The organism is Aureimonas fodinaquatilis (assembly GCF_008369445.1).
In the GTDB taxonomy this organism is placed as follows: Bacteria; Pseudomonadota; Alphaproteobacteria; order Rhizobiales; family Rhizobiaceae; genus Aureimonas; species Aureimonas fodinaquatilis.
The window spans coordinates 928,696-952,010 of record NZ_VTWH01000001.1; the positions used below are offsets into that span (position 1 = coordinate 928,696).

Here is a 23,315-nt window from a genome sequence, read left to right on the forward strand (position 1 = left end):
GGGCAGGGGGGCACAGGTGACGGTGCTGCCACCTGAGACCTTAATAGCCCGCTTGCCTGTCAACAATTCCCGACAGCGGCTTGCCTGCCCGATACGCCTTGATCTGCCCTGCAATGACCCTGGCCAATGCGCCCGGGTCTGACGCTGCGGCGGCATGTGGCGTTACAAACACCCGCGGATGCGCCCAGAAGGGGCTGTCAGAGGGCAGGGGCTCCTGCTCGAACACATCCAGCGAGGCTTCCATGAGCCTGCCATCCGACAAAGCAGCAAGAATGTCTTCGGATTTTTGCAGGCCGCCACGTCCGGCATTGATCAGAACCGGCCCGCCCAAAGGGGTTTTCCGCTTCATGGCCGACAAAAATCTGTTGTCGATCAACCCGCGCGTTTGCGCAGTCAGAGGCAGCAGAACCACCACAATGTCACTGGCGGCAAGGCAATCCTGCAGCCCGGCAGCGCCGCTGTAGCCTTTCACGCCACTGACCTCTTTTGCGCTGCGGCTCCAGCCGCACACATTGAAGCCAAGCATCTGCAGCTTTTTTGCTGCATCCTGCCCCAATTCTCCCATGCCCAGAATGCCGACAGAAACCGCGCCAGCGGCAAGCTGCGGCCGCTCGCTCCACAAATGGGCAGACTGCTGTTCACGATAGAGCCGGCCCTGACGGAAATGGTCCAGCACCCGCCAGACCACATATTCACTCATGCGGCTGGTCAGGTCTTCCGCCACCACGCGCACAATCGGCACATCCGGCAGATTGGTGTCGCGCAGAATGTGATCCACGCCGGCGCCCAGCGAGAAAATAGCTTTGAGGTTTGGCAGATTGGCAATCAGATCTCCCGGCTGCTGCCAGAGAACGGCAAACTCGATCGTGGGATCGTTCACAGCATCAGCGGCGGGTTTGACCACTTCATCCGGCAGATGCGCTGCCAGTCCGGTGCACCAGCCATCCAGAGCTTCTGCCTTGGTTGAAACAAGAACTGTCAAACGTCACCCATTCACTCTGTTGCCACCTGCTGCGCCAATCCTCTGCCTTTTCTGGCGAACCATTGCAAGGCTGTGAACAGCATGCCATTGGCAATTTGCCCGGCATCGGCAGCATCAAGCAGCGCATCGACACTGGCGGCAAAGGGCAGGATGTCCTCATGCTCTTCTTCTACGCCGGCGCGACCGTTCAGGCGGGACGCATCGACAATTGCAAGAAAGAACGCTGCCACCTCATCGCACAGGCCGGGTGATGTCATGACCGTGAAGCAGGGTTTTATGACGCTGGCAGTCAGGCCGGTTTCTTCCGTCAGTTCGCGGCTTGCGGCCTGGGCCAGGGTTTCACCCTCGTCTACAAGCCCGGCGGGAAGCTCCAGAGCCGCTGCATTTGGCGTTTGAATTGCCGCACCAATGCGAAACTGACGAATGACAACGATTTGGTCGGTAGCCGGGTCATAGGGGATGACAATCGCTGCCTTATGCGCTCGCAGCATTTCCCGGCGCACGCTGTAGCGCTTTTCCCCGTCCAGACTGGCATGGGTGACATGAAAACTGTCCAGCGGACGAAAAGCCTCTGCCAGTCTGTCCACACGGTCAATGGTGAAATCCAGCGGCAGATCTGCCAGCCGCAGCAAAGATGTTTCGGTCATTATGCCTTGTTGCCTGAAGAGACTGTTCGCACATCAAAAGCCGCAGCCATCAACGCCTTGGTGTAATCTGTTCTGGGCTGACTGAAGATCTCCTGCGTCGGGCCGCTCTCCACCACCTTGCCACCGCGCATGACAATCACCTCATTGGCCAGCGCCCGCACAACCTTGAGGTCATGGCTGATGAACAAATATGCCAGATTGTGCTTGCGCTGCAGATCGCGCAGAAGGTCGACCACTTGCGCCTGCACGCTCATGTCCAGCGCCGAGGTTGGCTCATCCAGCATGACAAAGCGTGGGTTCAGAACCATGGCTCTGGCAATTGCCACGCGCTGGCGCTGGCCGCCGGAAAATTCGTGCGGATAGCGAAAGCGCGTCTCGGGGTCCAGTTCAACCTCGCGAAGCGCAGCAATGACCCGCTCTTCCCGCGCATCAGCCGAAATTCCGGGCTCGTGAATGGTCAGGCCCTCGGCCACAATGTCGCCAACCGGCATGCGGGGTGACAGCGAACCATAGGGGTCCTGAAACACGATCTGCATATGTTTGCGCAGCGGCCGCATGTCCTTGAACGAGCGCTGGTCTATTCTCTCGCCGTCGAAGGTGATTTCTCCCTTTGACGAAATCATGCGGCACAATGCCAGACCCAAAGTGGTTTTGCCCGAGCCGGACTCTCCGACAACGCCGACTGTTTGCCCGGCGCGCACAGCAATATCAATGCCATCTACGGCTTTGACGTGGTCTGTTACGCGGCGCAAAAATCCGGTTCGGACCGGAAACCAGACCTTGATGTCCTTGCCGGTCAGCACAACCGGCGCATTGCTGTTGGCTGCCGGTGGTGTGCCTTTCGGCTCTGCTGCAAGCAGATGGCGGGTATAGCTGTGCTGCGGATTGGCAAACAGTTCGGCGGTTTTGCCTTCCTCTACCAGCTTGCCCTTGTACATCACGCACACCCGGTCGGCGATGCGCCGCACAATCCCCAGATCATGAGTGATGAAGAGCATGGCCATATGCCGCTCGACCTGCAACTTCTTCAGCAGTTCCAGAATTTGTGCCTGCACCGTCACGTCCAGCGCGGTCGTCGGTTCATCCGCAATCAACAGGTCCGGCTCGTTCGCCAGAGCCATGGCTATCATGACCCGCTGCCGCTGACCGCCGGAAAGCTGGTGCGGGTAGGACGCAAGCCGTTTTTCGGGGTCGCGTATGCCAACCTGATGCAGAAGCTCCAGCGTGCGCGCCTTTGCCTGTTGCGCGCCAATGCCGCGGTGAATGCGCAGAACTTCACTGATCTGCTGTTCAATGGTGTGCAGCGGGTTCAGCGAGCTCATCGGCTCCTGAAAAATCATGGAAATCCGGTTGCCGCGAACTGCGCGCAACTCCCGGTCGCTGCCTGTCAGCAAATCCTTGCCATTGTACAGGATGACGCCGCCGGGGTGGCTGGCTGCCGGGTAGGGCAGCAAACGCAGCACCGACAGGGCGGAGACAGATTTGCCGGAGCCGGATTCGCCCACCAGCGCCACGGTTTCACCCGGGTTGATGGAAAATGAAATGCCGTCCACCGCCAGCACGGATTTTTCTCCGTTCTGAAAGGCGACGGAAAGGTCCTGGACTTCAAGCAGAGGCCGGGTTTGTTCTGTGTGGCTCAATGGGGCCTCCGGCTTTGTGAACAGACTGCAAGCATGGCCGGGTCCTATTGAAATGTTTTGCGCGGATCGAAGGCATCGCGCACCGCTTCACCAACAAAGACCAGCAGAGACAGCATGAGTGAAAGAACCACAAAGCCGGAAATTCCCAGCCAGGGTGCCTGAAGATTGTTGCGGCCCTGCGCCAGCAATTCACCCAGAGATGGAGAGCCGGGTGGAAGGCCGAAGCCCAGAAAGTCCAGCGAGGTCAGAGTGGTGATGGAGCCATTGAGAATGAACGGCAAAAAGGTGAGCGTCGCAACCATGGCGTTGGGCAGCATATGGCGCAGGATGATGGTTCTGTCTCCGACACCCAGCGCCCGAGCAGCATTGATATATTCAAAATTACGGGCGCGCAGAAACTCGGCCCGGACCACGCCCACAAAAGCCACCCACGAAAACAACAGCATGATGCCAAGCAGAATCCAGAATCCGGGCGGGAGAATGGCGGCAACAATCAGCAGGAGATACAGAACCGGGATGGAAGACCAGATTTCGATGAACCGTTGGAAAGTCAGGTCCACCCAGCCGCCGAAATAGCCCTGTACAGCGCCCGCGGCCACACCAATGACTGCCGAAGCAAGGGTCAGCACCAGGCCGAACAACACCGAAATGCGGAAGCCGTAAATCAACCTGGCCAGCACGTCCCGCGCCTGATCATCCGTGCCCAGCCAATTGGCATTGCCGAAATTGCAGTTGGGGTCTTCTGCGCCCAGCGGATAGCGCTGGCAGCGCTCTTCCTTGGTCATTGTCCATGAGGGTGGGGATGGAGCGGGCGTCGGCACCTCGTTGTTGACACTGCGGTAGGAATAGCGGATCGGCGGCCACAGCATCCAGCCATTGGCGTTCACTTCGTCCTGAATGAACGGATCCCGATAATTTGTCACCGGCAAAAAGCCGCCAAACACTTCTTCCGGGTAATCCACAAACACAGGCGCGTAATACTCGCCTTTGTACTGCATGATGATGGGCTTGTCGTTGGCAACAAATTCGGCAAACAGCGTCACCGTAAAAATCACCAGAAAAACCCAAAGCGACCAGTAGCCACGCCGGTTCGCCTTGAAATTCTGCCAGCGCCGCTGGTTCAGCGGCGAAAGGCGGCGTCGGGGCATTGGAGGCGGCGTCGGAGAGGTTTGTGCCAGCCCTGCCGCCGTTTGCGCGGTTGCGGTATCAACCTGATTCATGGGCTAAACCTCCCGCCGTTCAAAGTCGATGCGAGGGTCAATCCAGGTGTAACAGAGATCCGACAGAAGAGTGGCCAGAAGCCCGATCAGCGAGAAGATATAAAGCGTTGCAAACACAACCGGATAATCGCGCCGATACACGCTTTCAAACCCGAGCAGGCCAAGCCCGTCGAGTGAAAAGATCGTTTCGATCAACAGCGAGCCGGTGAAAAATGCCGAGATGAATGCGCCCGGAAAGCCGGCTACGATGATCAGCATCGCGTTGCGAAACACGTGACCATAGAGCACGCGGCGCTCTGTCAGCCCCTTGGCCCTAGCCGTGGTGACATATTGCTTGCGGATTTCGTCCAGAAACGAGTTCTTGGTCAAAAGTGTCGTGGTGGCAAAGGCCGATAGCGACAGGGCAATCAACGGCAGGGTCAGATGCCAGAAATAGTCGATGATCCTGTCCGGCCAGCTCATCTGTTGCCAATTGTCGGAAACAAGGCCGCGCAGCGGGAACCAGTCCAGAAAAGAGCCGCCGGCAAACAGCACGATGAGCAGAACAGCGAACAAAAAGCCGGGAATGGCGTAGGCGACGATGACAACGCCGGATGTCCAGATGTCGAAGGTCGAGCCATCTTTTAACGCCTTGCGAATGCCAAGAGGAATGGAAATTCCGTAGGAAATCAGGGTGATCCACAGCCCCAGCGATATGGAAACCGGCATTTTCTCCTTGATCAGGTCAATGACCGAAACCGATCGGAAATAGCTTTCGCCAAAATCAAACCGGGCAAAATTCCAGATCATCAGGCCAAAGCGTTCCAGCGGCGGTTTGTCAAAACCAAATTGCTGCTCAAGCTTGGCAATGAAGGCCGGGTCCAACCCTTGTGCACCGCGATAGCCCGTAGACTCCGTGCTGGCCTGAAACTGCGTTTCACCGCCGCCACCGCCGGAAAGCCGGTCCCCCGCCTGACCCTGCAAGGTCGCAATCACCTGTTCCACCGGACCGCCCGGCGCAAACTGGATGACAATGAACGACATGGCCATGATACCAAGCAGTGTCGGCACCATCAGCAGAAGCCGGCGAAGAATATACGCTCCCATTGCGGCTGCTTTTCAACTCCTGTTTCGTTGACCTGGACCTGACTTTACCCGCGTCCGCTGTTGCGGGCCTTGTCTTCGTCGTACCACCACAGAGATTCGACCGGAAAGCCATAATCAGGCTTGGTGTCGGCCATGCCATACATGTTCCAGAATGCTACATGGTGCACATCGGACGTAATATTGGGCACCCAGTCCAGTCGCGCGCGCAGCGTGCGGTCAATGCAGCGCATAACGGTCACCAGTTCGTCGCGGCTGTTCACCGTGCCCGTTTGCTCAATCAGCGTATCAATGGCCGGGCTGGCCATGCCGGGGAAGTTGTAGCCACCCTGCACGTCCTTCATGCTGCTGCCAAAAAACATGCGCAAACTGTCTGGCGTGGGCGTGGCGCTGAGAGAGAAGGCCACCAGCATCATGTCAAAATCAAACCGGTTCTGCCGGTCCTGATACTGCGCGGGATCCACCAGTCGGAAAGACGCGTTGATGCCGAGCCGCTTCAAATTCTCGATCATTTTGCCATAGACCCGCTGCTGCTCCGGGTCGTTGATCATATATTCCAGCGTGAACAACTCACCATTCTGGTTAACCAGTCCACCGCCTTGCCGTGTCCACCCTGCCGCGGTCAGAAGTTCATTGGCTTGCCGCAGCATGGCACGGTCGAAACCGCTGCCGTCCGACACGGGTTGTGTCCAGGCTGTTTCAAACACAGATGCCGGCAAATCATTTCGCAAGGGTTCCAGCAATGCCAGCTCTTCCGGCCCCGGCGTGCCGGTTGCAACAAATTCCGAGCCCTGGAAGCAGGAGTCGGAATGCGTCCGCAGCCCATACATCAGGTTGGCATTGGTCCATTCAAAGTCAAAACACAGATTTATGGCCTGGCGCACGCGCGGATCTGCAAAGCGGGCGCGGCGCTGGTTCAACGCCCAGCATTGAAATTTAGGGCGCTTTTCACCAGGAAATTCACGTTTGAGAATTCTGCCATCGCGCACAGCCGGAATGTCGTATTCCGTGGCCCAGGCCTTGGTGGTGAATTCCTGCCGGCAGGTGATTTCGCCCTTCTTGAAGGCTTGCAGCGCAGTCTGCCGGTCGCGGAAAAATTCAATGCGCAATGTCTGAAAATGGTCGAGACCGCGTGCAAAAGGCAGGTTGGTGCCCCAATAGTCGTCGCGCTTTTCATATTCAATGAAACGGCCAGGCTCAAAACGGCCAATCCGGTAATTTCCGCTGCCGGGGATCGGTTCCATTCCCGTGCGGGTAAACTCCTTCCCGGCAAAGAAAGCGGCTGGCAGAATAGGGATGCCGGCCATGGTGCCCAGCGCGGCTGGCACCGTCTGGCGGCCGGTAAAGTCCAGCCGCACTTCGCGCTCTGCCGTCACCTCCACACCGCTCAGTTCTGCCAGAACCATCATCAGACTTGGGTGGCCCTCTTCCTTCAGCGTTCGGTAGCTGAACGCAACATCTTCCGCCAGCACCGGTTCCCCGTTGGAAAACATTGCCTCTGGCCGAATGCGAAAGGTGAAGCTGTTGCCATCTTCGGCCATGCTGACACTTTCGGCCAGCGCACAATAGATTGAGTCCGGCTCGTCCAGCGCCGACACCATCAATGTATCATAGAGCTTTTCGATGCGGGGCGGGGCGTTGCCCTGCAGAACAAAGCTGTTCAGCGTGTCGAATGTGTCTGGTGCCTGATTGAAAAGCCAGTTTGGCACTGTCAGCACCATGCGCCCACCCGCTGGTGCATCGACATTGGCATAGTCAAAATGTTGAAAATCCGGCTGGTACTTCAATTCACCAAAAGCAGAAAGCCCATGGAGAGGAACCATCGGCTGGTTGTTGGCCAGGAGCCTGCCGGGAAGCGCCGCCGCACCGGCGGCTCCCAGCAGCAATGACGTGAAATGGCGACGGTTCAGCCAGAAACCATTCATCAGTTGCTACCTTCTGGCCGAATCCACCATGAAAACGGATCAACTCCAATGTATTCCGGTTGCCGTTCCGGCAATTGCAGCTTGTTCCAATATGCCATCCAGATATCCGGATTGTGCCATTGCGGCACGACATAGGCATTCCACAGGAGGACACGGTCCAGCGCACGGGACGCCGCCACCAGATCATCGCGGTTTTTCGCAAACACGATCTTGTCGATGATGGCATCAACGGCCGGATTGCGGATGCCCGGCAAATTGCGGCTGCCCGGCTGGCTGGCGGCCGATGAGCTCCAGAAATCGCGCTGCTCGTTTCCAGGGGAAAGCGATTGCGCAAACTGCCCGGTGATAATGTCGAAATTGAAATTGTCGGTCAGAGCCTGATACTGGGAACTATCAACAATGCGCACATTGGTTCGAATGCCCAGCCGTTTCAATTGGTTGGCAAATGGCTCCAGAATTCGGCTGTCGTTGGGGTCATCACCCAGAAACTCGATGGAAAAAACCTCGCCGGTCTGACCGTTCACCAGATCTGACCCGCGCCGTACATAGCCCGCCTGCGTCAGCAGATCATAAGCCTGCCGAAGATACTCGCGCTCGGAATTGGGAGCGCTGTAGTCTGGCAGGGTATATTCCTTGGTAAACACTTCCGGCGGCAACTGGTCGCGCAGCGGTTCCAGAATTTCCAGCTCGGCAGCGTCCGGCAGGCCGGTAGCCGCCAGTTCGGTGTTCTGGAAAAAGCTTTCGGTCCGGTGATATTGGCCGTGGAAAAGCGTCCGGTTCATTTCCTGAAAGTTGAAGGCCAGACCCAGCGCCTGACGCACACGCGGGTCAGCAAATTTTTCCTTCCGCGTGTTCAGGACATAGGCCTGCATGGGCTGCGCACCACCGGATGGCAGCGCCTTCCTGATCACACGCCCATCCTTAAAGGCCGGAAAGTCATAACCGGTGGCCCAGCGCCCGGCGCTGTTTTCTGCCCGATAGTCGGAAAAACCGCCGCGTTTGAAAGCCTCCCATGCCGCGTTGGCATCGCGGAAATAGGTGTAGTGAATATTGTCGTAATTGTAGCGGCCAAGCCGGGTCGGATGGTCTTTTGCCCAATAGTCCGGCACTCTTTCCCACGTTACGGTGTTGCCGGTGTCAAAACTTTTGACACGGTATGGGCCAGAGCCAAGCGGCGGCACCAATGTGGGTTGGTCAATATTGCGCTTGACGCCATTGGCATCCTCGCCCTCCCAGTAATGCTTCGGCAGCACAACCAGATCGCCCATAATGTTGGGCAGTTCCCGATTGCCGGTTTGGTCAAAACGGAATGTCAGCTCGCGCTCGCCGGTTTTTTCCACAGAGGTGACGTTGTGGTAGTAATTGGCGTAAAGCGGATAGAGCCGGGTGACCGTTTCAAAGCTCCAGATAACATCATCCACCGTGATGGGCTGGCCGTCATGCCAGCGCGCATCCGGATCAAGCCGGAAGCTGACTGACGAATAATCTGCCGGATACTGCATGGCCTCCGCAATGAGGCCGTGGCTGACGCCCGGCTCATCCAGCGCCTGATCCATCAGAGTGTCATAGGCAAGGCCGCCGCCAAATGCAGCAAACCCGGCGGCCGCTGTGCCGCGCAGTACAAACGGGTTGAAACTGTCAAAGCTGCCGGACGTCGCAAGGTTAAGTGTGCCGCCTTTGGGCGCGTCCGGGTTCACGTAGTCATATTGGGTGAAGTTTTCGCCATATTTTGACGGCTCAATAATGCTGGACCATTGCCGCCACTCGCCCGGCTGGGGATCAGGTTGAGCCGTCTGGCCGAGAGCCGGTCCCGCCAGCAAGCCAAGGGCTATGCTCAAAGCAAATCCTGCAAAACTGCGATATGATTTCTGGAGAAAACCTGAATGTTCAGGGGCTTTGACGGGGGAATACAGCTTCAAGTCACTCTCCGCAGTTGATTCCAGAAATTGCATTTTTCGCAATTGTCAGTTTTGGCTCAGACCCAACGGTCAATTGTTACACGCTTTTTGGGGCGTGTTTTAGGGCAAACTTTCATTATTACGAAGGTTTAACCAGCCGCAGGATTCCCGCAGGTGCACAAAACAAAAATGGCCGGCAAAGCCGGCCATTTGATCAGGTTTTATAAAATCACGGCTTCATCAGAAACCTTACTGATTCTGTGCCGGTGCAGGCTCAGCCGCTGGTGCTTCAGGTGCGGGCTCAGCCGCAGGAGCGGGAGTTGTCTCTGCAGGCTCAGTCGCTGCAGGAGCTTCCTGTGCAGGCTCAGTCGCCGCGGGAGCTTCCTGAGTTGGTTCAGTTGCTGGTGCCTGAGTTTCACCTGCGCCTGAGTCAGTTGTGGTGCCAGGCTCGGTTGAACCGTCAACCGGTGCGGCCTCTCCACCTTCAGCAGGAGCTTCTGCTTCCGGCTCAGGCAATGGCGCAGGGCTGTCCGACAGGGAACGCAAATAAGCAATCAGGTCAGCGCGGTCACCATCCCGGTTCACACCAGCAAAGCTCATTGCTGTGCCGCTGATATATTGACGCGGGTTCTTCAGGAAGTGATCCAGATGCTCATAGTCCCACGGCACTGTCTCGTCTTCGCTGAATTGCTGCATGGCTGCAGAGTAGGAGAACCCTTCATGCGAAGCGATAGGCCGGTTCAAAATGTCCCAAAGGTCGGGGCCCACAAGATTTGGGCCACCCTTTTCGGGGCTGTGGCACGACTGGCAGCGCTTGAAAATATTTTCACCTGCGGCTGCATCAGCATCCTGCATCAGCACTGCAATAGGCACCGCAGCCGGCGCTTCGGCTGCACCGCTTGCTACCTCGGCAACTTCAATAGCATAGCCAGGCGTTTCTGGGATTTCGGAATGGAAGATACCTTCGGCGAGAAGGCTACCGCCGAACAAAACGAAAATCGTGCCGAGTACGGCACCGAAGATCTTGTTGGCTTCGAAAGGATTCATGGAAAGGGCGGCTCCCTCATCAGCCGGCATTCAACACGCCGACGAACGGTTCTAAAAAACGCGCGGAAACTATGTCTTTTGCCCTTTGAAGGCAACACCTGTAGACCAGCTTCCTGAGCATGACGACTCAGGTGCAACGGTTTGCCCCCGTTGACCCGCGTTTATCAAGCTTGGAAGTGTTCTTACATTGCCGGACGCTACGATCAAGCGGAAGGTGCAGTTGGCCTTGATGAAATTTGCGAGGGTGATCGGTTACCGATCATACAGGAAACATGCGTTCACTGGTTCTTATACCCGCCCGCCTTGCCTCCACACGTCTGCCGGACAAGCCTTTGGCCGATATTGCGGGCAAACCGATGATCGTGCGTGTGGCCGAGCGCGCCACCGCGGCTGAGGTGGGCCGTGTGGTTGTTGCCACAGATTCGCCGGAGATTTTGAAGGCGGTAACCGAGGCCGGCTTTGAGGCTGTACTGACCGGCAGCGGGCATCCATCCGGGTCAGACCGGGTGTTCGAGGCGCTCAATATCATCGATCCGCAGCGCGAATATGATACGATTGTGAACGTGCAGGGCGATCTCCCGGCCATCGAGCCGGAGGCAGTGCGTGCAGTTTTGCGACCACTTGAAGATCCGGGATGCGATATAGCAACCGTTGCCGTGGCTTTTGAAGGCGGCAGCGACGCCAAAAACCCCAATGTTGTCAAACTGGTCGGATCGAGAATCAGTTCAAGCCGCCTGCGCGCTCTCTACTTCACCAGAGCCAGCGCACCATCTGGCGCCGGGCCGCTTTACCACCATGTCGGCATTTACGCTTATCGCCGTGCCGCGCTGGAGCGGTTTGTGGCGCTGGGTGCCTCGCCGCTGGAACAGCGCGAAAGCCTTGAACAGTTGCGCGCGCTTGAGGCTGGCATGCGAATCGACGCTGAGCTGGTGGACACGGTGCCTTTGGGAGTGGATACGCCTGCGCAGTTGGAAGAGGCGAGGGCACTTTACATTCCCGCGGGCGGCACCAACCGCATTTCATTCCAGGGAGAGCCGGGGGCAAACTCCGACACCGCATGCCGCAGCATGTACCCCCATATGAAACCTCTGCCATGTGACACGTTCGAGGAAGCGTTCAGCGCTGTCATCAAGGGTGACGCCGATCTGGCGATGATTCCGATTGAAAACACCATTGCCGGACGAGTGGCTGATATTCACCATCTGCTGCCGATTTCCGATCTGCGCATCGTGGCCGAATTTTTCCTGCCGATTCGATTTCAGTTGATGGCCAAGCCTGGCACGCGGCTGGAAGATATTCGTGAAGTGCACAGCCACATTCACGCTTTGGGCCAGTGCCGTGGAATTCTGCGGGCCAATGGTTGGCGTGGTGTCGTTTCAGCCGACACGGCGGGCGCGGCGCGAATCGTTTCTGAAATGCCGGAGCGCCATGTTGCGGCTTTTGCGCCGCGGCTGGCAGCAGAGCTTTACGGCCTGGAGATACTGGCGGAAAATGTCGAGGATGCCGAGCACAACACCACCCGTTTTGTGATCCTGTCTCGCAAGGGCAAGGAAGAGCGGGCGCTGTGGGCGCCGCACGGCCCGCAGGTGCTGACAACATTCCTGTTTGAAGTGCGCAACATTCCAGCCGCGCTTTACAAAGCGATGGGCGGTTTTGCCACCAATGGCATCAACATGACCAAACTGGAAAGCTACCAACTGGGCGGCGCATTCACCGCCACCCAGTTTTATGCCGACATTGAGGGGCACCCTGATGATGAGGGCGTTGCCCATGCTCTGGAAGAGCTGGGCTTCTTTACCAAACGGCTGACCATTCTGGGCGTGTACCCTGCCGCCGGAAATCGCCCCTAGGTTTCGGCAAAATGACGCAGCAGGTGGAAGGCGATGGCGTGCCGCATCGGCGCGCCAATGCCTTCGGGGTGGCTCTGCGCCAGAATGCTGACAACTTCGTCGCGGGTGAACCAGCGGCAGTCTTCCAGCTCCTCGCGGTCAAAGCGGATGTCGGTGCTGTGCGCCTCGGCCAGACAGCCAATCATCAATGTGCCGGGAAAAGGCCATGGCTGTGATGAGTGGTAGCTGACCTTGCCCGTGGCAATTCCCGCTTCCTCCATAACCTCGCGGCGCACGGCCGCTTCCAGCGTTTCACCCGGTTCAACGAAACCGGCCAGCGCTGAATAGGTGCCGGGGGCGAAATGCGGTTGGCGGCCCATAAGGCATTTGTCGCCCGAATAGACCAGCATGATGACCACCGGGTCGGTGCGCGGAAAATACAGCTCGTTGCAGCTGGTGCAGCGACGGCGATAGCCACCGCTTTCCGACAGGGTGTGAGAGCCACAGACCCCGCAGAAACGGTTGCGCCTGTGCCAGTGCAGAAAGTGCTGCGCCTGCGCAAGCTGTGCCTCGGTATCGGCATCCAGCACATGGCGCATGGCGGCGCTGCGCAGCTCCAGCAACAGGCTTTCGGGCCGGGCCTGCATGGTTTCAGGCAGCCGCGCCGCAATGCGCGGGGCCGTTTCCTGTGCAGTCCAGCCAAGAAGTACACCTTGCTCCGGTTCCGCCCCCAAAGCGCGGGCCTCAGTCACGGTGAACAAGGGCTGCGGGTTGGCCTCATCTCCCTTGCAGAGCCAGTCGCGCCCGAGAGCCAGATAAACACCTGCCAGCGGATTGTTCAGCGCTGTTGTCAGGCTGGTATCCGTTCTCTTCTCACTGTCGCGCAGCAGGAGATTGCCGCAAAAAGCCGGGGAATCGGTCATGACGCCAGATCTTTGCCCAGTATGGACAGCAGGCGCTCAACCTCTTCGGGTTCGTATGGTATGCGCCCCGCAAAACCCCAGACCGGTTCGGGCCATGCCGCATCATTTTTATGCCGGGCGACAATGTGCAGGTGAAACTGCGGAACAATGTTGCCCATGCTACCAATGTTCATTTTGTCGGGGGAAAACTGCTTTTGCACAAGCCTGGCCGTGAAATCTGCTTCCCTGATGAGAATCGCCTGATCCTCTGCGCTCAGGTCTGTCAGTTCGATAATGTCGGGAATTTCTGGCACCAGCATCAGCCATGGCCAGCGGGAATCATTCATCAGAAAAACCCGGCAAAGCTTCAGCTTGCCGATAAAAAAAGTTCCAGCGGCGAGCTGGCTGTCCAGTTTAAACGCAGCTTTTGACACTCTGCTTACTCCCCCACCTGTGAGAATCATCATCACCACTGTTGCATTTACACAAAGAGCGGACGATATACACGCTCGGGAGGTTGGTGGTGGACGTACCACTCGCCAACCGGGTCAGGTCCGGAAGGAAGCAGCCCCAACGAGTTCAGGCGCGGGTCATCGTGCCAGCCTCCCACCTTTTCCCCAGCTTTCAGTTAAATCGGGCCGTATACGCGCCAGCAGGACAAAACGGCTTCACACCCTTGCGGCACTTGCTTTAAAACGGCAGTACGTAAGTTATGGTGTCGCAGCGATGCCGCCCAACCGCCAATGCGGCACAGGAGCCAGGCACAAACCATGCAGGCAACGGATGACAAAGGACAGGGAGGTCTGGTTCCCTACCGCGTTCTGGCGCGCAAGTACCGGCCACAATCCTTTGAGGACCTGATTGGTCAGGAGCCAATGGTCCAGACTCTGACCAATGCGTTTGAGGTTGGCAGAATTGCTCAGGCATGGATGCTGACCGGGGTGCGCGGGGTGGGCAAAACCACCACCGCCCGCATTCTGGCGCGGGCACTGAACTATGAGACCGACACGATCCACCGCCCAAGCATCCATCTGGAGCAGCCCGGCCTGCATGATCAGGCCATCATGGAAGGCCGGCATGTCGATGTGGTGGAGATGGACGCTGCCTCGCACACCGGCATTGAGGATATCCGCGAAATTATCGCGCAGGTGCGCTATCGCCCGGTATCAGCCCGTTACAAAGTCTACATCATCGACGAAGTGCATATGCTGTCGACGCAGGCATTCAATGGCCTGCTGAAAACGCTGGAAGAGCCGCCGGAGCACGTCAAATTCGTGTTCGCCACAACCGAAATCCGCAAGGTTCCGATCACGGTTTTGTCGCGTTGCCAACGCTTTGACCTGCGCCGGGTGGAAGCGGGTGAAATGATCCGGCATTTGCGCAAAATTCTGAATGCCGAAAATGTCGAGGCGGATGATGATGCGTTGCGGCTCCTGGCCCGTGCTTCGGAAGGCTCTGTGCGTGATGCACTGTCACTGACCGATCAGGCCATTGCGCATGGCGCAGGGGTGGTTTCGTTGCAGACGGTGCGTGATATGCTGGGGCTGGCAGACCGGGCCCGCATCATCGACCTGTTTGAAATGTTGATGCGGGGCGAGGTAACTGCCTCGCTGACCGAGCTTCGTGCGCAGTACAATGCCGGGGCCGACCCTCTGGTCGTGCTGGCCGATCTGGCAGATTTTACCCATCTTGTTACGTCCCTGCGCTTTGTGCCGGAATCAGCAGAAGATGGCACGCTTGCACCGGATGAGGCAGAACGCGGCCGGGCGCTTGCATCCAGCCTGTCAGTCAGAACCCTGTCTCAGGTCTGGCAGATGTTGTTGAAAGCGGTGGAGGAAACCCGCATGGCGGCATCTCCGCGTCAGGCGGCGGAAATGGCGTTGATTCGCATCGCCCATGCTTCCACGCTGCCATCACCGGATGATCTGCTGCGAATTTTACAGCAGGGTGGAAATGTTGCCCTGCCACAGCCACCGGCAACGCCAACGACCCCGGCATCCTCGGGGGCACCCGCCGGCACCTCTGCACCGCCACCGGCGGTCAGTGTTGGAACGGAGGCACCTGCGAGTGGTGGGCAGATGGCTGCACCGCGCGCTTTGGGCGGGCGCGGTGCTCTGGGCATTCATCTGGTTGCGCATGAGGTGCAGCCAACGCCCTCTGCGCAGGCCAACGCGCTGCCCGAAGTGGCGTTGGGCAGTCTGGAAGATCTGGATGCGCTGGCCGAAAAAATGCGGGATTCCCGCATGCGCTTGTGGATACGCCGCTATTTGCGGCCAGTGAAGATCGAGGCAGGGCGCCTTGAGATCGGGTTTGCCGATGGTGCACCACCCAGCCTTGCGGGGGATTTGCATCGCAAGCTTCTTGAATGGACGGGCAGGCGCTGGACCGTTTCCGTGGCAACAGCGCAGGTGGAAAGCCCTACGCTGGAGGAAAAGGCTGAAAAGCGTCGCGAGGCTCTGTTTGCCGAAGCCAATGCCGACCCTGATGTGGCGCTTCTGCTGAAGGCATTTCCCGGTGCGCGCGTAGCGCATGTTCGACTGCGCGATGATGCCGCAGAAAAAGAGCCGGATGATGTGCCTGTGGACGAGGCAGAGGCCAAAGACATTGATATGGGTGACGCGTTTGACGAGACGGGGTCGCTTGACAATATCAGCAATGATGACGACCTGCCGGTCTACACAGACCCGGACAGCGAAGATGAAGAGGATTGAGCCGTGAAAGACCTGATGGGAATTATGAAGCAGGCCAAGGCGATGCAGGAAAAAATGCAGAACCTGCAAGCCGAGATCGAATTGGCAGAGGCAAGCGGTCAGGCTGGTGGTGGTCTTGTTTCCGTGTCTTTGCGCGGACAGGGCGATCTGGTTGGCATCAGCATCGACCCATCGCTGATGGTTGCTGATGAAAAGGAAATTCTGGAAGATCTGATTGTTGCGGCGTATGCCGATGGTCGGCGCAAGCTTGGCCAGATCATTCAGGAAAAGACGCAGGAACTGACCGCTGGCATGAATTTGCCGGATGGCCTGAAGCTGCCATTCTAAAGCGGGCACGCAGTTTATGGTAAAATCGATAGCCGGGCCGGAAATTGAAAGGCTGATACAGCTTCTGGCCAAGCTTCCAGGGCTTGGTCCGCGCTCTGCCCGGCGCGCAGCCTTGCATCTGGTCAAACGTCGCGACCAGTTGCTGACGCCGCTGGCAAGTGCCATGGCAGAAGCTGTCGAAAAGGTGGTGGAGTGTTCGTGCTGCGGCAATATCGACACGCGCAACCCCTGCACAATCTGTGTCGACACCGCACGGGATCATTCCATTGTCGTTGTGGTGGAAGATGTGTCAGATCTTTGGGCGCTGGAGCGCGCCAAGGCGCTTAACGCGGCCTACCATGTGCTGGGCGGCGTTCTGTCGCCGCTGGAGGGCGTGGGGCCGGATGACCTGACGATTGACCAGCTGGTGGCGCGTGTGTCGCAAGGCGACGTGGCAGAGGTCATTATTGCGGTCAACGCCACGGTAGAGGGGCAGACCACGGCCCATTACATGACAGATCAGCTTGAGGGCTTTTCCGTCAAAATTACGCGTCTGGCCCATGGCGTGCCCGTGGGCGGCGAACTGGACTATCTGGACGAAGGCACATTGTCGGCGGCCATGCGGTCACGGACGGTATTTTAGCCAGCCTAGTTGCGGATGTTGAAACTGTTGGCCGATTGCGGAATCGGCACATGGCTGAAGCTCTGCATGGCGGCAGATGCTGCCGTGGCAATTCCGTGTGATGGGTTTGCGCCTTGCGGTGCAGCCGCAGCAACAGGGTGTGTGCCAGGCCGGTGTTCAGGCATCGGCACAGAGGTTGCAACAACGATGGCCTTTGCTGCCGGGGCAATGGTTTTGCTGGCTGGTGCAAGGGCATTTGTGGTTGTCGTTTGCGCAGCAAGTACAGGCTTGGCCACGGCGGCAACGCGTGTTTCCTGAACCTCAGGCTTTGCAGGTGCGGCCGCCTTTGCCACGCGTGAGGATTTTCCGCTGTTCACCGTGCCGCTGTTAATCGCGGCCATATGCCGTTTGACATTGGAGCAATAGGTTCGCGCTGACTGAGTCATTGTGGTGGCGCGGTGGCCGCCCTTGTATTTCATGGACGCATTGCAGATGTCCTGCCCGCCTTGCTCCCAGGCTCCGGCCAGATATTTCATGCCGTAGCGCAAATTGGTTTCCGGGTCGAACAACGCTGAATCCGGGCCACTGAAACCCATGCTGCGTGCTGTTGCCGGTTTGATCTGTGACAGGCCGTAAACGCCTCGTCCCTTTGCATCCGGATTGTAGCGGCTTTCAACATGCACAACGGCGTAAGCCAGTTCGCGCGGAATGTTGTTGGCGTCCGCAGCGCGGGCAATCATCTGGTCGATTTCACGGCTGCCCGAAATGCTGCCTGACTGGGCCGTTTTGCCCTTGGCCTTTGCATTCTCTTCCAGCGAAGCAACTTCTGTTTGTGCGTCGGCGCTGTCCGCGCCGATTTCTGCCACGCCGAGCAAGCCGCCCTGGCTGGCAACGCAACCGCTTAAAACCAGTGGAAACAAAACCGCAGTCAGGGCAACGGCCCTCAGGCGCAAACGGGATTGAGCGCGCGAGGCGATGAGGCTTCCCTGAAACTGGCTCATGCAAACTGTCCCCGCACTGTTTCCCTCATGCATCGCTTTCCGGTGAGAAACGGGCCAAAAAATGGCGAAAAAGCAAATAAATGTGGCTCCACGTAGCAAAACTGACCGTCAAAGGCAAAAACACGCAGAAACATTGCCGTTGCGAGCCGCTGAAACGCCGTTTATTGGACGTGCATGAGCATCTATCCAACTGACCCTGTTGCCAACCTTGCGGCGCTGATTGCATGCCCTTCCGTGACCCCGCAGGAAGCGGGTTCGCTGACGGTTCTGGAGCAGCAGCTTGCAACTTTGAGTTTCGAAGTTGAACGGCCGATTTTTTCCGAAGACGGCACGCCGGATGTTGAAAACCTGTTGGCACGCTATGGCTCGGCGGGGCCGCATCTGGCTTTCGCCGGGCATACGGATGTTGTGCCGCCGGGAGATTTGCAGGACTGGCGCCACCCCCCTTTTGCCGCGGTGGTGGAAAATGGCCGCCTGTTCGGGCGTGGCGCCGTGGACATGAAGGGCGGCATTGCCTGCTTCGTTGCCGCAGTCGCGCGGTTGCATCAGCGCAACGCCTTGCCACAGGGGCAGATTTCACTGCTGATAACCGGTGATGAGGAGGGTCCTTCTGTCAACGGAACGGAAAAGCTGCTGGCCTATGCCCTTGCGCAGGGGCAGCAATATGATGCGTGTCTGGTGGGAGAGCCGACCAATCCGGATGCACTGGGCGATATGATGAAGATCGGGCGGCGTGGATCGCTGTCCGGCGTGCTGACACTGACCGGGCGTCTGGGCCATGTGGCTTACCCGCATCTGGCCAGCAATCCGCTGCGCGCCGTTGCCGCTGTGTTGCAGGCTCTGCAGCAAGAGCCGTTGGACAATGGCACGCCGGATTTTCAGCCCAGCAATCTGGAAGTGACCGGCATTGACACCGGAAACCCGGCGGTCAACGTTATTCCCGCACGGGTGAAGCTGGCATTCAACATCCGCTTCAACGATGTCTGGAACGTCGCCAGCCTGAAAGGCGAGGTACAGCGCCGCGTTTCAGAGGCACTGGCGTCATCGTCAATATCAGGCGATATTGCGCAGAATCTGGAGTGGCGGGAACGGGCCGGGGAGGTGTTTTTGACCCGGGATGAGTCGCTGGTGCAATCATTGGCGGGGGCAATTGAGCAGGTGACGGGCCGTCATCCGCAGCTTTCCACCTCTGGCGGCACCTCTGATGCACGATTTATCAAAAATTACTGTCCGGTTGTAGAATTCGGGCTTGTCGGACAGACCATGCATATGGCCAATGAGTATGTTGCTTTGTCCGATCTGGAAACACTGACAGCTATCTATGAAACCTTCATCACCGGCTGGTTCGCCACACACGCCTGATTTTGTACCCAGTCTGCCGGAGATCATTCGCTATTTCTCCGGCGTGGTTCTGCTTATGGCTGGCCGCAAAGAGGGCCTTGGCCGGTTTAACCTGACAGCCGATGGATTTTGGGCCTCTTTCAGCGCCATCATCGTGGCCCTGCCGCCCATGGCTCTGTCATGGATCGTCTACGAACTGGTAGAAAAGTCAGGACCGGCGGGTGGTGTGTTTGCCTATGCGGCCCATGCCCTGGCCGATGTGGTCGCATGGATTTTGCCACTGCTCCTTGGCATAATGGCCGCACCGTCCATCGGGTTCGGCAAAAAAATCGGCCAGATGATCATAACACTGAACTGGGCCGGGGCATTGATATCATGGGCACTGGTGCCATTGTGGTTGTTGATGCTGTTGACGGGTGGCAGCGACCGGCTTTCTGTTCTGGTTCTGCTGATCAGCCTTGCGACCTTGTTCCTGACCGCGCGCGTTATTGTGTTCTCGACCGGGGTGGATTACCTCGTTGCCACGGGCATCACGGTGCTCCTGGTGGTGATCTCGCTGCTGACTTATGCCGCTGTAACCGATCTGACCGGAGTTCAGCTTCTCTAGGTCTGGCTCAGTCTATCTCGTCGTAATCCACACGCTCCAGATACAGGCCATCCGGCGGCGCAACCGGCCCGCAGTGCTTGCGGTCCCGCGCTTCCAGCGCGCGCATCAAATCATCTTCGCTCCACCGATGCTCGCCCACCAGCTTGAGCGACCCCGCCAGTGAACGGATCTGGTTGTGCAGGAAGGATTGTGCAGAAGCGTGAATGTGCACTTCGTCGCCCCAGCCACGCACAACATCCAGCCGTTCCATGGTGCGCACCGGGTTTTTTGCCTGGCAGTGGGTGGAACGAAAGGTGGTGAAGTCATGTGTGCCAAGCAGCAGCTTGGCGGCCTTGTCCATCGCCTCGACATCCAGCGGTTTCCAGACCCACCAGACCTGGCCTTTCAGGATCGTTGGCGGTGGACGTCGGTTCAATATCCGATACAGATAGTGGCGCTTGCGAGCCGAGAAGCGGGCATCAAACGTGTCCGGTACCTGCTCAGCCCGCAAAATCGTAGCGCCGCCTTCTTCCCGCAGATAGGCATTCAGCGCATCACGCACGGTGTTGACCGGCCAGTTGCGCGCCAGATCCACATGGGCAACCTGTCCTGTGGCATGCACTCCGGCGTCCGTGCGGCCCGCGCCGAACAAGGTCACCCGTTCGCCACAGAATGTTTCCAGCGCATCCTCGATGATTTCCTGAACAGAAATGCCGTTGATCTGGCGCTGCCAGCCAACATAGTCGCGGCCATTATATTCTATGGTCAGACGAAAACGCGGCATCAGACAAACCTGGTACCGGCTGGAATTTTTTGCCCACGCAGAAATTCGGCAGCATCCAATGGTTTGCCTCCCTGTTTCTGCAGCGTCAGCAGACGCACGGCACCCTCACCACAGCCGATCAGCAACTTATCGTCCAGCGCAACGCCTGCATTGCCTGCGCCCGGCTCTTCAAGCGCCCGAAGAAGTTTAGTCCGCTCGCCATTCTGCGTCAGCGCAAAGGCACCGGGAAACGGTGAAAAGCCGTTAATTTTGGCGGCAACTGCCTTGGCAGATGCAGTGAAGTCCAGATGCGCCTCGTTCTTCAAAATCTTGCGGGCATAGATCGGCTCTCGGCCCGTTCGGGCAGCAATGCTTGACTGATCTTCAAATGTCAGTTCACCAGCCTCCAACCGGGCCAGCGCCTCCACCATCATCGCCGCACCCTCAACGGCAAGCCGATCGTGCAATTCGCCCGACGTTTCTGTTCGACCAATTGCCACTTCCCGCGTCAGGGCCACAGGTCCGGTGTCCAGCCCGGCTTCCATGCGCATGATCATCATGCCGGTGGTGGCATCGCCAGCTTCCACCGCTCGCTGAATCGGCGCAGCACCGCGCCAGCGCGGCAACAGCGAGGCATGGCCGTTCAGGGCACCATGGCGCGGCGCATCCAGCACAGGTTGCGGCAGCAACAAGCCATAAGCCACAACAATGGCAATATCGGCATTCAGCGCGGCAAACTGTTGCTGTTCCTCTTCGCCCTTCAGCGACAAGGGGCTGCGCACCTCAACGCCCAGGCGACGCGCTTCAGCCTCAACAGGCGAGGGGCGGGCCGCCATTCCACGTCCGGCCGGGCGGGGTGGCTGTGTGTAAACTGCAACCAGGGTGTGCCCGGCGGCGTGAAGCGCCCGCAACGTTGGCACGGAAAAGTCCGGTGTGCCCATGAAAATGACGTTCAGTGCCATGGCGGCTATTCCGCTCCGCGGCGCGCCGCCTTGGTGAATTTCCTGATCACCATGTCCCGCTTGAGCCGCGAAATGTGGTCTATGAACAGAATGCCGTTCAAATGGTCTATTTCATGCTGCAGGCAGGTTGCCAGCAGGCCGTCTGTGGTCACTTCCTGCGTTTTGCCGTCAAGGTCCTGATAGCGCACCGTCAGACTGGCAGGGCGCTCTACCTCGGCAAAATATTCGGGAATGGAAAGGCACCCTTCCTCGTAAACCGACGCCTCGTCGGAAAACTGCACAATCTCCGGATTGATGAAGGTTGTGGGCGCTTTCGGCTCCTCATCCTTGGCCAGATCAATCACCAGCATGCGCAGGGGAACGCCAACCTGAATAGCCGCAAGCCCGATGCCTGGTGCGTCATACATGGTTTCCAGCATATCATCGGAAAAACGGCGCAGTTCATCGTCGATGCGCTCCACCGGTTTGGATTGCACACGCAGAAGCGGGTCGGGCAGGATAATCAGAGGCTTTACGGTCATTTCCTTCCCCTATTCGCTCCCGCGTCGCCGGTCAATATCGCACCGTCGGCTCTGTAGTTTGTTCACGATTTGATCTTGTTTGATCGGCAGCTTCTGCTAAGGCTTGAAGCATGACAGTCGAATCCTTGATCAACCTTTGGCAAACGCCTTTGTTCAATTTGGCCGGGCAGGGCATCAGCCTTGGCGTGCTGGGCAGCGCGGCCATGGGCTGCCTGCTGGTTTTTGCGGTTTTGAGGCTGCGGCGGGAAAGAGCGGATGCTGAGGATGCTGCCCTCAGATTCGAGGCGATTTTGCAATCGCAAGCCGAATTGACGGGCCGCATGCAGACAATGGGCGAAATACTGGGCGGCAGGCAGGCGGATCTGGCGCGGCTGGTTGCAGAGCGGCTGGATGGCGTGGGCGTTAGGGTTAACCAGTCCATTGCCGAAAGCAGCGGCAAAACGCAGGAAAGCCTTTCAAAACTTGCGGAACGGCTGGCCGTCATTGACCGGGCGCAGGGAGAAATCCGCAATCTGGCTGGCGAAGTGGTTCGGCTCCAGGACATTCTTGCCAACAAACAGGCCCGCGGGGCCTTCGGGCAAGGGCGAATGGAAGCCATCATCGCAGATGCGCTTCCTTCCGGCAGCTATTCATTTCAGGCCACTTTGTCGAACGGCAAGCGGCCGGATTGCCTGATACATATGCCCAATGGTGCGCCCGCTCTGGCTATTGACGCCAAATTCCCGCTGGAAGGGTTCAGCGCTCTGCGCGCGGCGGAAGAGCCGGAGGCGCGGCAGGCGGCGGGGCAGAGATTTCGCCGCGACATGGATGTGCACATACGAGCGGTGTCGGAAAAATATCTGATATCCGGGGAAACACAGGACACGGCATTTCTGTTTGTGCCATCCGAGGCGGTGTTTGCCGAGTTGTACGAACACTTTGATGACATTGTGCAGAAGGCACACCGGGCGCGGGTGGTGATCGTGTCGCCCTCACTTCTGCTGCTTTCCGTGCAGGTGGTGCAGGCACTGCTGAAAGACCATCTGATGCGGCAGGAAGCAGGGCGCATTCAGCACGAGGTGGGCTTGCTCTCTCAAGATCTGCAGCGGCTGGACCAGAGGGTGCAGGCATTGAAAACGCACTTCGGCCAGACCGGGCGCGATATCGACCTTATTCTGACATCCACCGGCAAGTTGTTGAAGCGCGGAGAACGCATTGCTGCAGTGGATCTGGACACGCCGGAAAGCGCACCGATGCCCGGTCGCAACGGCCCGGAATTGCGGGTTGTCGACGGCGAGTAATCCGTCCGAATGTGGGTGTAGTTAACATTGAGTTTGCAGATCGACTAAA

General features: G+C 58.2%; 21 protein-coding genes, 1 other RNA gene and 1 pseudogene. 9 read left to right on the top strand and 14 right to left on the bottom strand.

The window, feature by feature from the left end; all coding sequences use genetic code 11:
• Nucleotides 1-40 precede the first annotated feature (40 nt).
• The 8 genes from FPY71_RS04335 to FPY71_RS04370 all read right to left on the bottom strand — a co-directional run bounded on the left by FPY71_RS04335 (nucleotide 41) and on the right by FPY71_RS04370 (nucleotide 10,442).
• Nucleotides 41-982, bottom strand: a complete 942-nt coding sequence (locus FPY71_RS04335) for a 2-hydroxyacid dehydrogenase (RefSeq protein WP_149297946.1) — start codon at nucleotides 980-982, stop codon at nucleotides 41-43.
• An 11-nt stretch (nucleotides 983-993) separates the two neighbouring features.
• Nucleotides 994-1,629: an NUDIX domain-containing protein gene (locus tag FPY71_RS04340; protein ID WP_149297948.1), complete on the bottom strand. Its 636-nt coding sequence runs from the start codon at nucleotides 1,627-1,629 to the stop codon at nucleotides 994-996.
• Nucleotides 1,629-3,269: an ABC transporter ATP-binding protein gene (locus tag FPY71_RS04345; protein ID WP_149297950.1), complete on the bottom strand. Its 1,641-nt coding sequence runs from the start codon at nucleotides 3,267-3,269 to the stop codon at nucleotides 1,629-1,631. The genes FPY71_RS04340 and FPY71_RS04345 overlap by 1 nt, the downstream gene beginning before the upstream one ends.
• Before the next feature lie 44 nt (nucleotides 3,270-3,313).
• Nucleotides 3,314-4,417: an ABC transporter permease gene (locus tag FPY71_RS04350; protein ID WP_149298689.1), complete on the bottom strand. Its 1,104-nt coding sequence runs from the start codon at nucleotides 4,415-4,417 to the stop codon at nucleotides 3,314-3,316.
• 75 nt (nucleotides 4,418-4,492) lie between these two features.
• Nucleotides 4,493-5,575 (bottom strand): microcin C ABC transporter permease YejB, encoded by a 1,083-nt coding sequence (locus FPY71_RS04355; RefSeq protein WP_149297952.1) that lies wholly within the window; start codon nucleotides 5,573-5,575, stop codon nucleotides 4,493-4,495.
• Nucleotides 5,576-5,619: 44 nt separating this feature from the next.
• A complete protein-coding gene (locus FPY71_RS04360) occupies nucleotides 5,620-7,497 on the bottom strand; it encodes an extracellular solute-binding protein (protein ID WP_149297954.1) in 1,878 nt (625 codons plus the stop codon).
• On the bottom strand, nucleotides 7,497-9,335 hold the full coding sequence (locus FPY71_RS04365; RefSeq protein WP_246160127.1) for an extracellular solute-binding protein: 1,839 nt from the start codon (nucleotides 9,333-9,335) through the stop codon (nucleotides 7,497-7,499). Before FPY71_RS04365 ends, FPY71_RS04360 begins: the two co-directional genes overlap by 1 nt.
• A 309-nt stretch (nucleotides 9,336-9,644) precedes the next feature.
• Entirely contained in the window at nucleotides 9,645-10,442 is a 798-nt protein-coding gene (locus tag FPY71_RS04370) for a c-type cytochrome (protein ID WP_149297958.1), read from the bottom strand.
• 272 nt (nucleotides 10,443-10,714) lie between these two features.
• On the opposite strand from FPY71_RS04370, the pseudogene FPY71_RS18645 reads away from it, so the two are divergent.
• Nucleotides 10,715-11,422 (top strand): annotated as a pseudogene (locus FPY71_RS18645) (3-deoxy-manno-octulosonate cytidylyltransferase); the annotation flags it as partial.
• A 12-nt stretch (nucleotides 11,423-11,434) separates the two neighbouring features.
• Nucleotides 11,435-12,292, top strand: a complete 858-nt coding sequence (locus FPY71_RS18420) for a prephenate dehydratase (protein WP_246160163.1) — start codon at nucleotides 11,435-11,437, stop codon at nucleotides 12,290-12,292.
• Here the strand turns inward: FPY71_RS18420 and nudC are convergent.
• Complete coding sequence (nudC, locus tag FPY71_RS04380) at nucleotides 12,289-13,194, bottom strand: NAD(+) diphosphatase (protein WP_149297962.1); 906 nt, start codon at nucleotides 13,192-13,194, stop codon at nucleotides 12,289-12,291. The genes FPY71_RS18420 and nudC overlap by 4 nt on opposite strands.
• Entirely contained in the window at nucleotides 13,191-13,607 is a 417-nt protein-coding gene (locus tag FPY71_RS04385; protein ID WP_149297964.1) for an HIT domain-containing protein, read from the bottom strand. Before FPY71_RS04385 ends, nudC begins: the two co-directional genes overlap by 4 nt.
• Nucleotides 13,608-13,685: 78 nt before the next feature.
• Here FPY71_RS04385 and ffs point away from each other — a divergent pair.
• The 4 genes from ffs (at nucleotide 13,686) to recR (ending at nucleotide 16,833) form a co-directional block, all read left to right on the top strand.
• Nucleotides 13,686-13,783: signal recognition particle sRNA small type (gene ffs, locus FPY71_RS04390), an RNA gene on the top strand.
• A gap of 160 nt (nucleotides 13,784-13,943) precedes the next feature.
• Nucleotides 13,944-15,884, top strand: coding sequence for a DNA polymerase III subunit gamma/tau (locus FPY71_RS04395; protein WP_149297966.1), 1,941 nt, complete (start codon nucleotides 13,944-13,946; stop codon nucleotides 15,882-15,884).
• A gap of 3 nt (nucleotides 15,885-15,887) precedes the next feature.
• The gene (locus FPY71_RS04400) at nucleotides 15,888-16,211 is read left to right on the top strand and encodes a YbaB/EbfC family nucleoid-associated protein (RefSeq protein WP_149297968.1); all 324 of its coding nucleotides are present in this window, start codon (nucleotides 15,888-15,890) and stop codon (nucleotides 16,209-16,211) included.
• A gap of 16 nt (nucleotides 16,212-16,227) precedes the next feature.
• On the top strand, nucleotides 16,228-16,833 hold the full coding sequence (recR, locus tag FPY71_RS04405; protein WP_149297970.1) for a recombination mediator RecR: 606 nt from the start codon (nucleotides 16,228-16,230) through the stop codon (nucleotides 16,831-16,833).
• Nucleotides 16,834-16,838: 5 nt separating this feature from the next.
• Here the strand turns inward: recR and FPY71_RS04410 are convergent, their stop codons facing one another.
• Nucleotides 16,839-17,813 (bottom strand): lytic transglycosylase domain-containing protein, encoded by a 975-nt coding sequence (locus FPY71_RS04410; RefSeq protein ID WP_188052199.1) that lies wholly within the window; start codon nucleotides 17,811-17,813, stop codon nucleotides 16,839-16,841.
• A gap of 180 nt (nucleotides 17,814-17,993) precedes the next feature.
• Here FPY71_RS04410 and dapE point away from each other — a divergent pair, with 180 nt between their 5' ends.
• Both dapE and FPY71_RS04420 read left to right on the top strand, forming a co-directional pair.
• On the top strand, nucleotides 17,994-19,175 hold the full coding sequence (dapE, locus tag FPY71_RS04415; RefSeq protein WP_149298693.1) for a succinyl-diaminopimelate desuccinylase: 1,182 nt from the start codon (nucleotides 17,994-17,996) through the stop codon (nucleotides 19,173-19,175).
• Nucleotides 19,135-19,761 carry a hypothetical protein gene (locus FPY71_RS04420; RefSeq protein ID WP_149297972.1) on the top strand — a complete coding sequence of 209 codons (627 nt, stop codon included), beginning with the start codon at nucleotides 19,135-19,137 and terminating at the stop codon, nucleotides 19,759-19,761. The genes dapE and FPY71_RS04420 overlap by 41 nt, the downstream gene beginning before the upstream one ends.
• A 7-nt stretch (nucleotides 19,762-19,768) precedes the next feature.
• On the opposite strand, the gene truA is transcribed toward FPY71_RS04420, so the two are convergent.
• Genes truA through def form a run of 3 tightly spaced genes read right to left on the bottom strand, consistent with a single transcriptional unit; the run spans nucleotide 19,769 to nucleotide 21,986 of the window.
• Nucleotides 19,769-20,524 carry a tRNA pseudouridine(38-40) synthase TruA gene (truA, locus tag FPY71_RS04425; protein ID WP_149297974.1) on the bottom strand — a complete coding sequence of 252 codons (756 nt, stop codon included), beginning with the start codon at nucleotides 20,522-20,524 and terminating at the stop codon, nucleotides 19,769-19,771.
• Nucleotides 20,524-21,465, bottom strand: a complete 942-nt coding sequence (fmt, locus tag FPY71_RS04430; RefSeq protein ID WP_149297976.1) for a methionyl-tRNA formyltransferase — start codon at nucleotides 21,463-21,465, stop codon at nucleotides 20,524-20,526. The genes truA and fmt overlap by 1 nt, the downstream gene beginning before the upstream one ends.
• Before the next feature lie 5 nt (nucleotides 21,466-21,470).
• Nucleotides 21,471-21,986 carry a peptide deformylase gene (gene def, locus FPY71_RS04435; RefSeq protein WP_149297978.1) on the bottom strand — a complete coding sequence of 172 codons (516 nt, stop codon included), beginning with the start codon at nucleotides 21,984-21,986 and terminating at the stop codon, nucleotides 21,471-21,473.
• Nucleotides 21,987-22,096: 110 nt separating this feature from the next.
• On the opposite strand from def, the gene FPY71_RS04440 reads away from it, so the two are divergent.
• On the top strand, nucleotides 22,097-23,266 hold the full coding sequence (locus FPY71_RS04440; protein WP_149297980.1) for a DNA recombination protein RmuC: 1,170 nt from the start codon (nucleotides 22,097-22,099) through the stop codon (nucleotides 23,264-23,266).
• Nucleotides 23,267-23,315 lie beyond the last annotated feature (49 nt).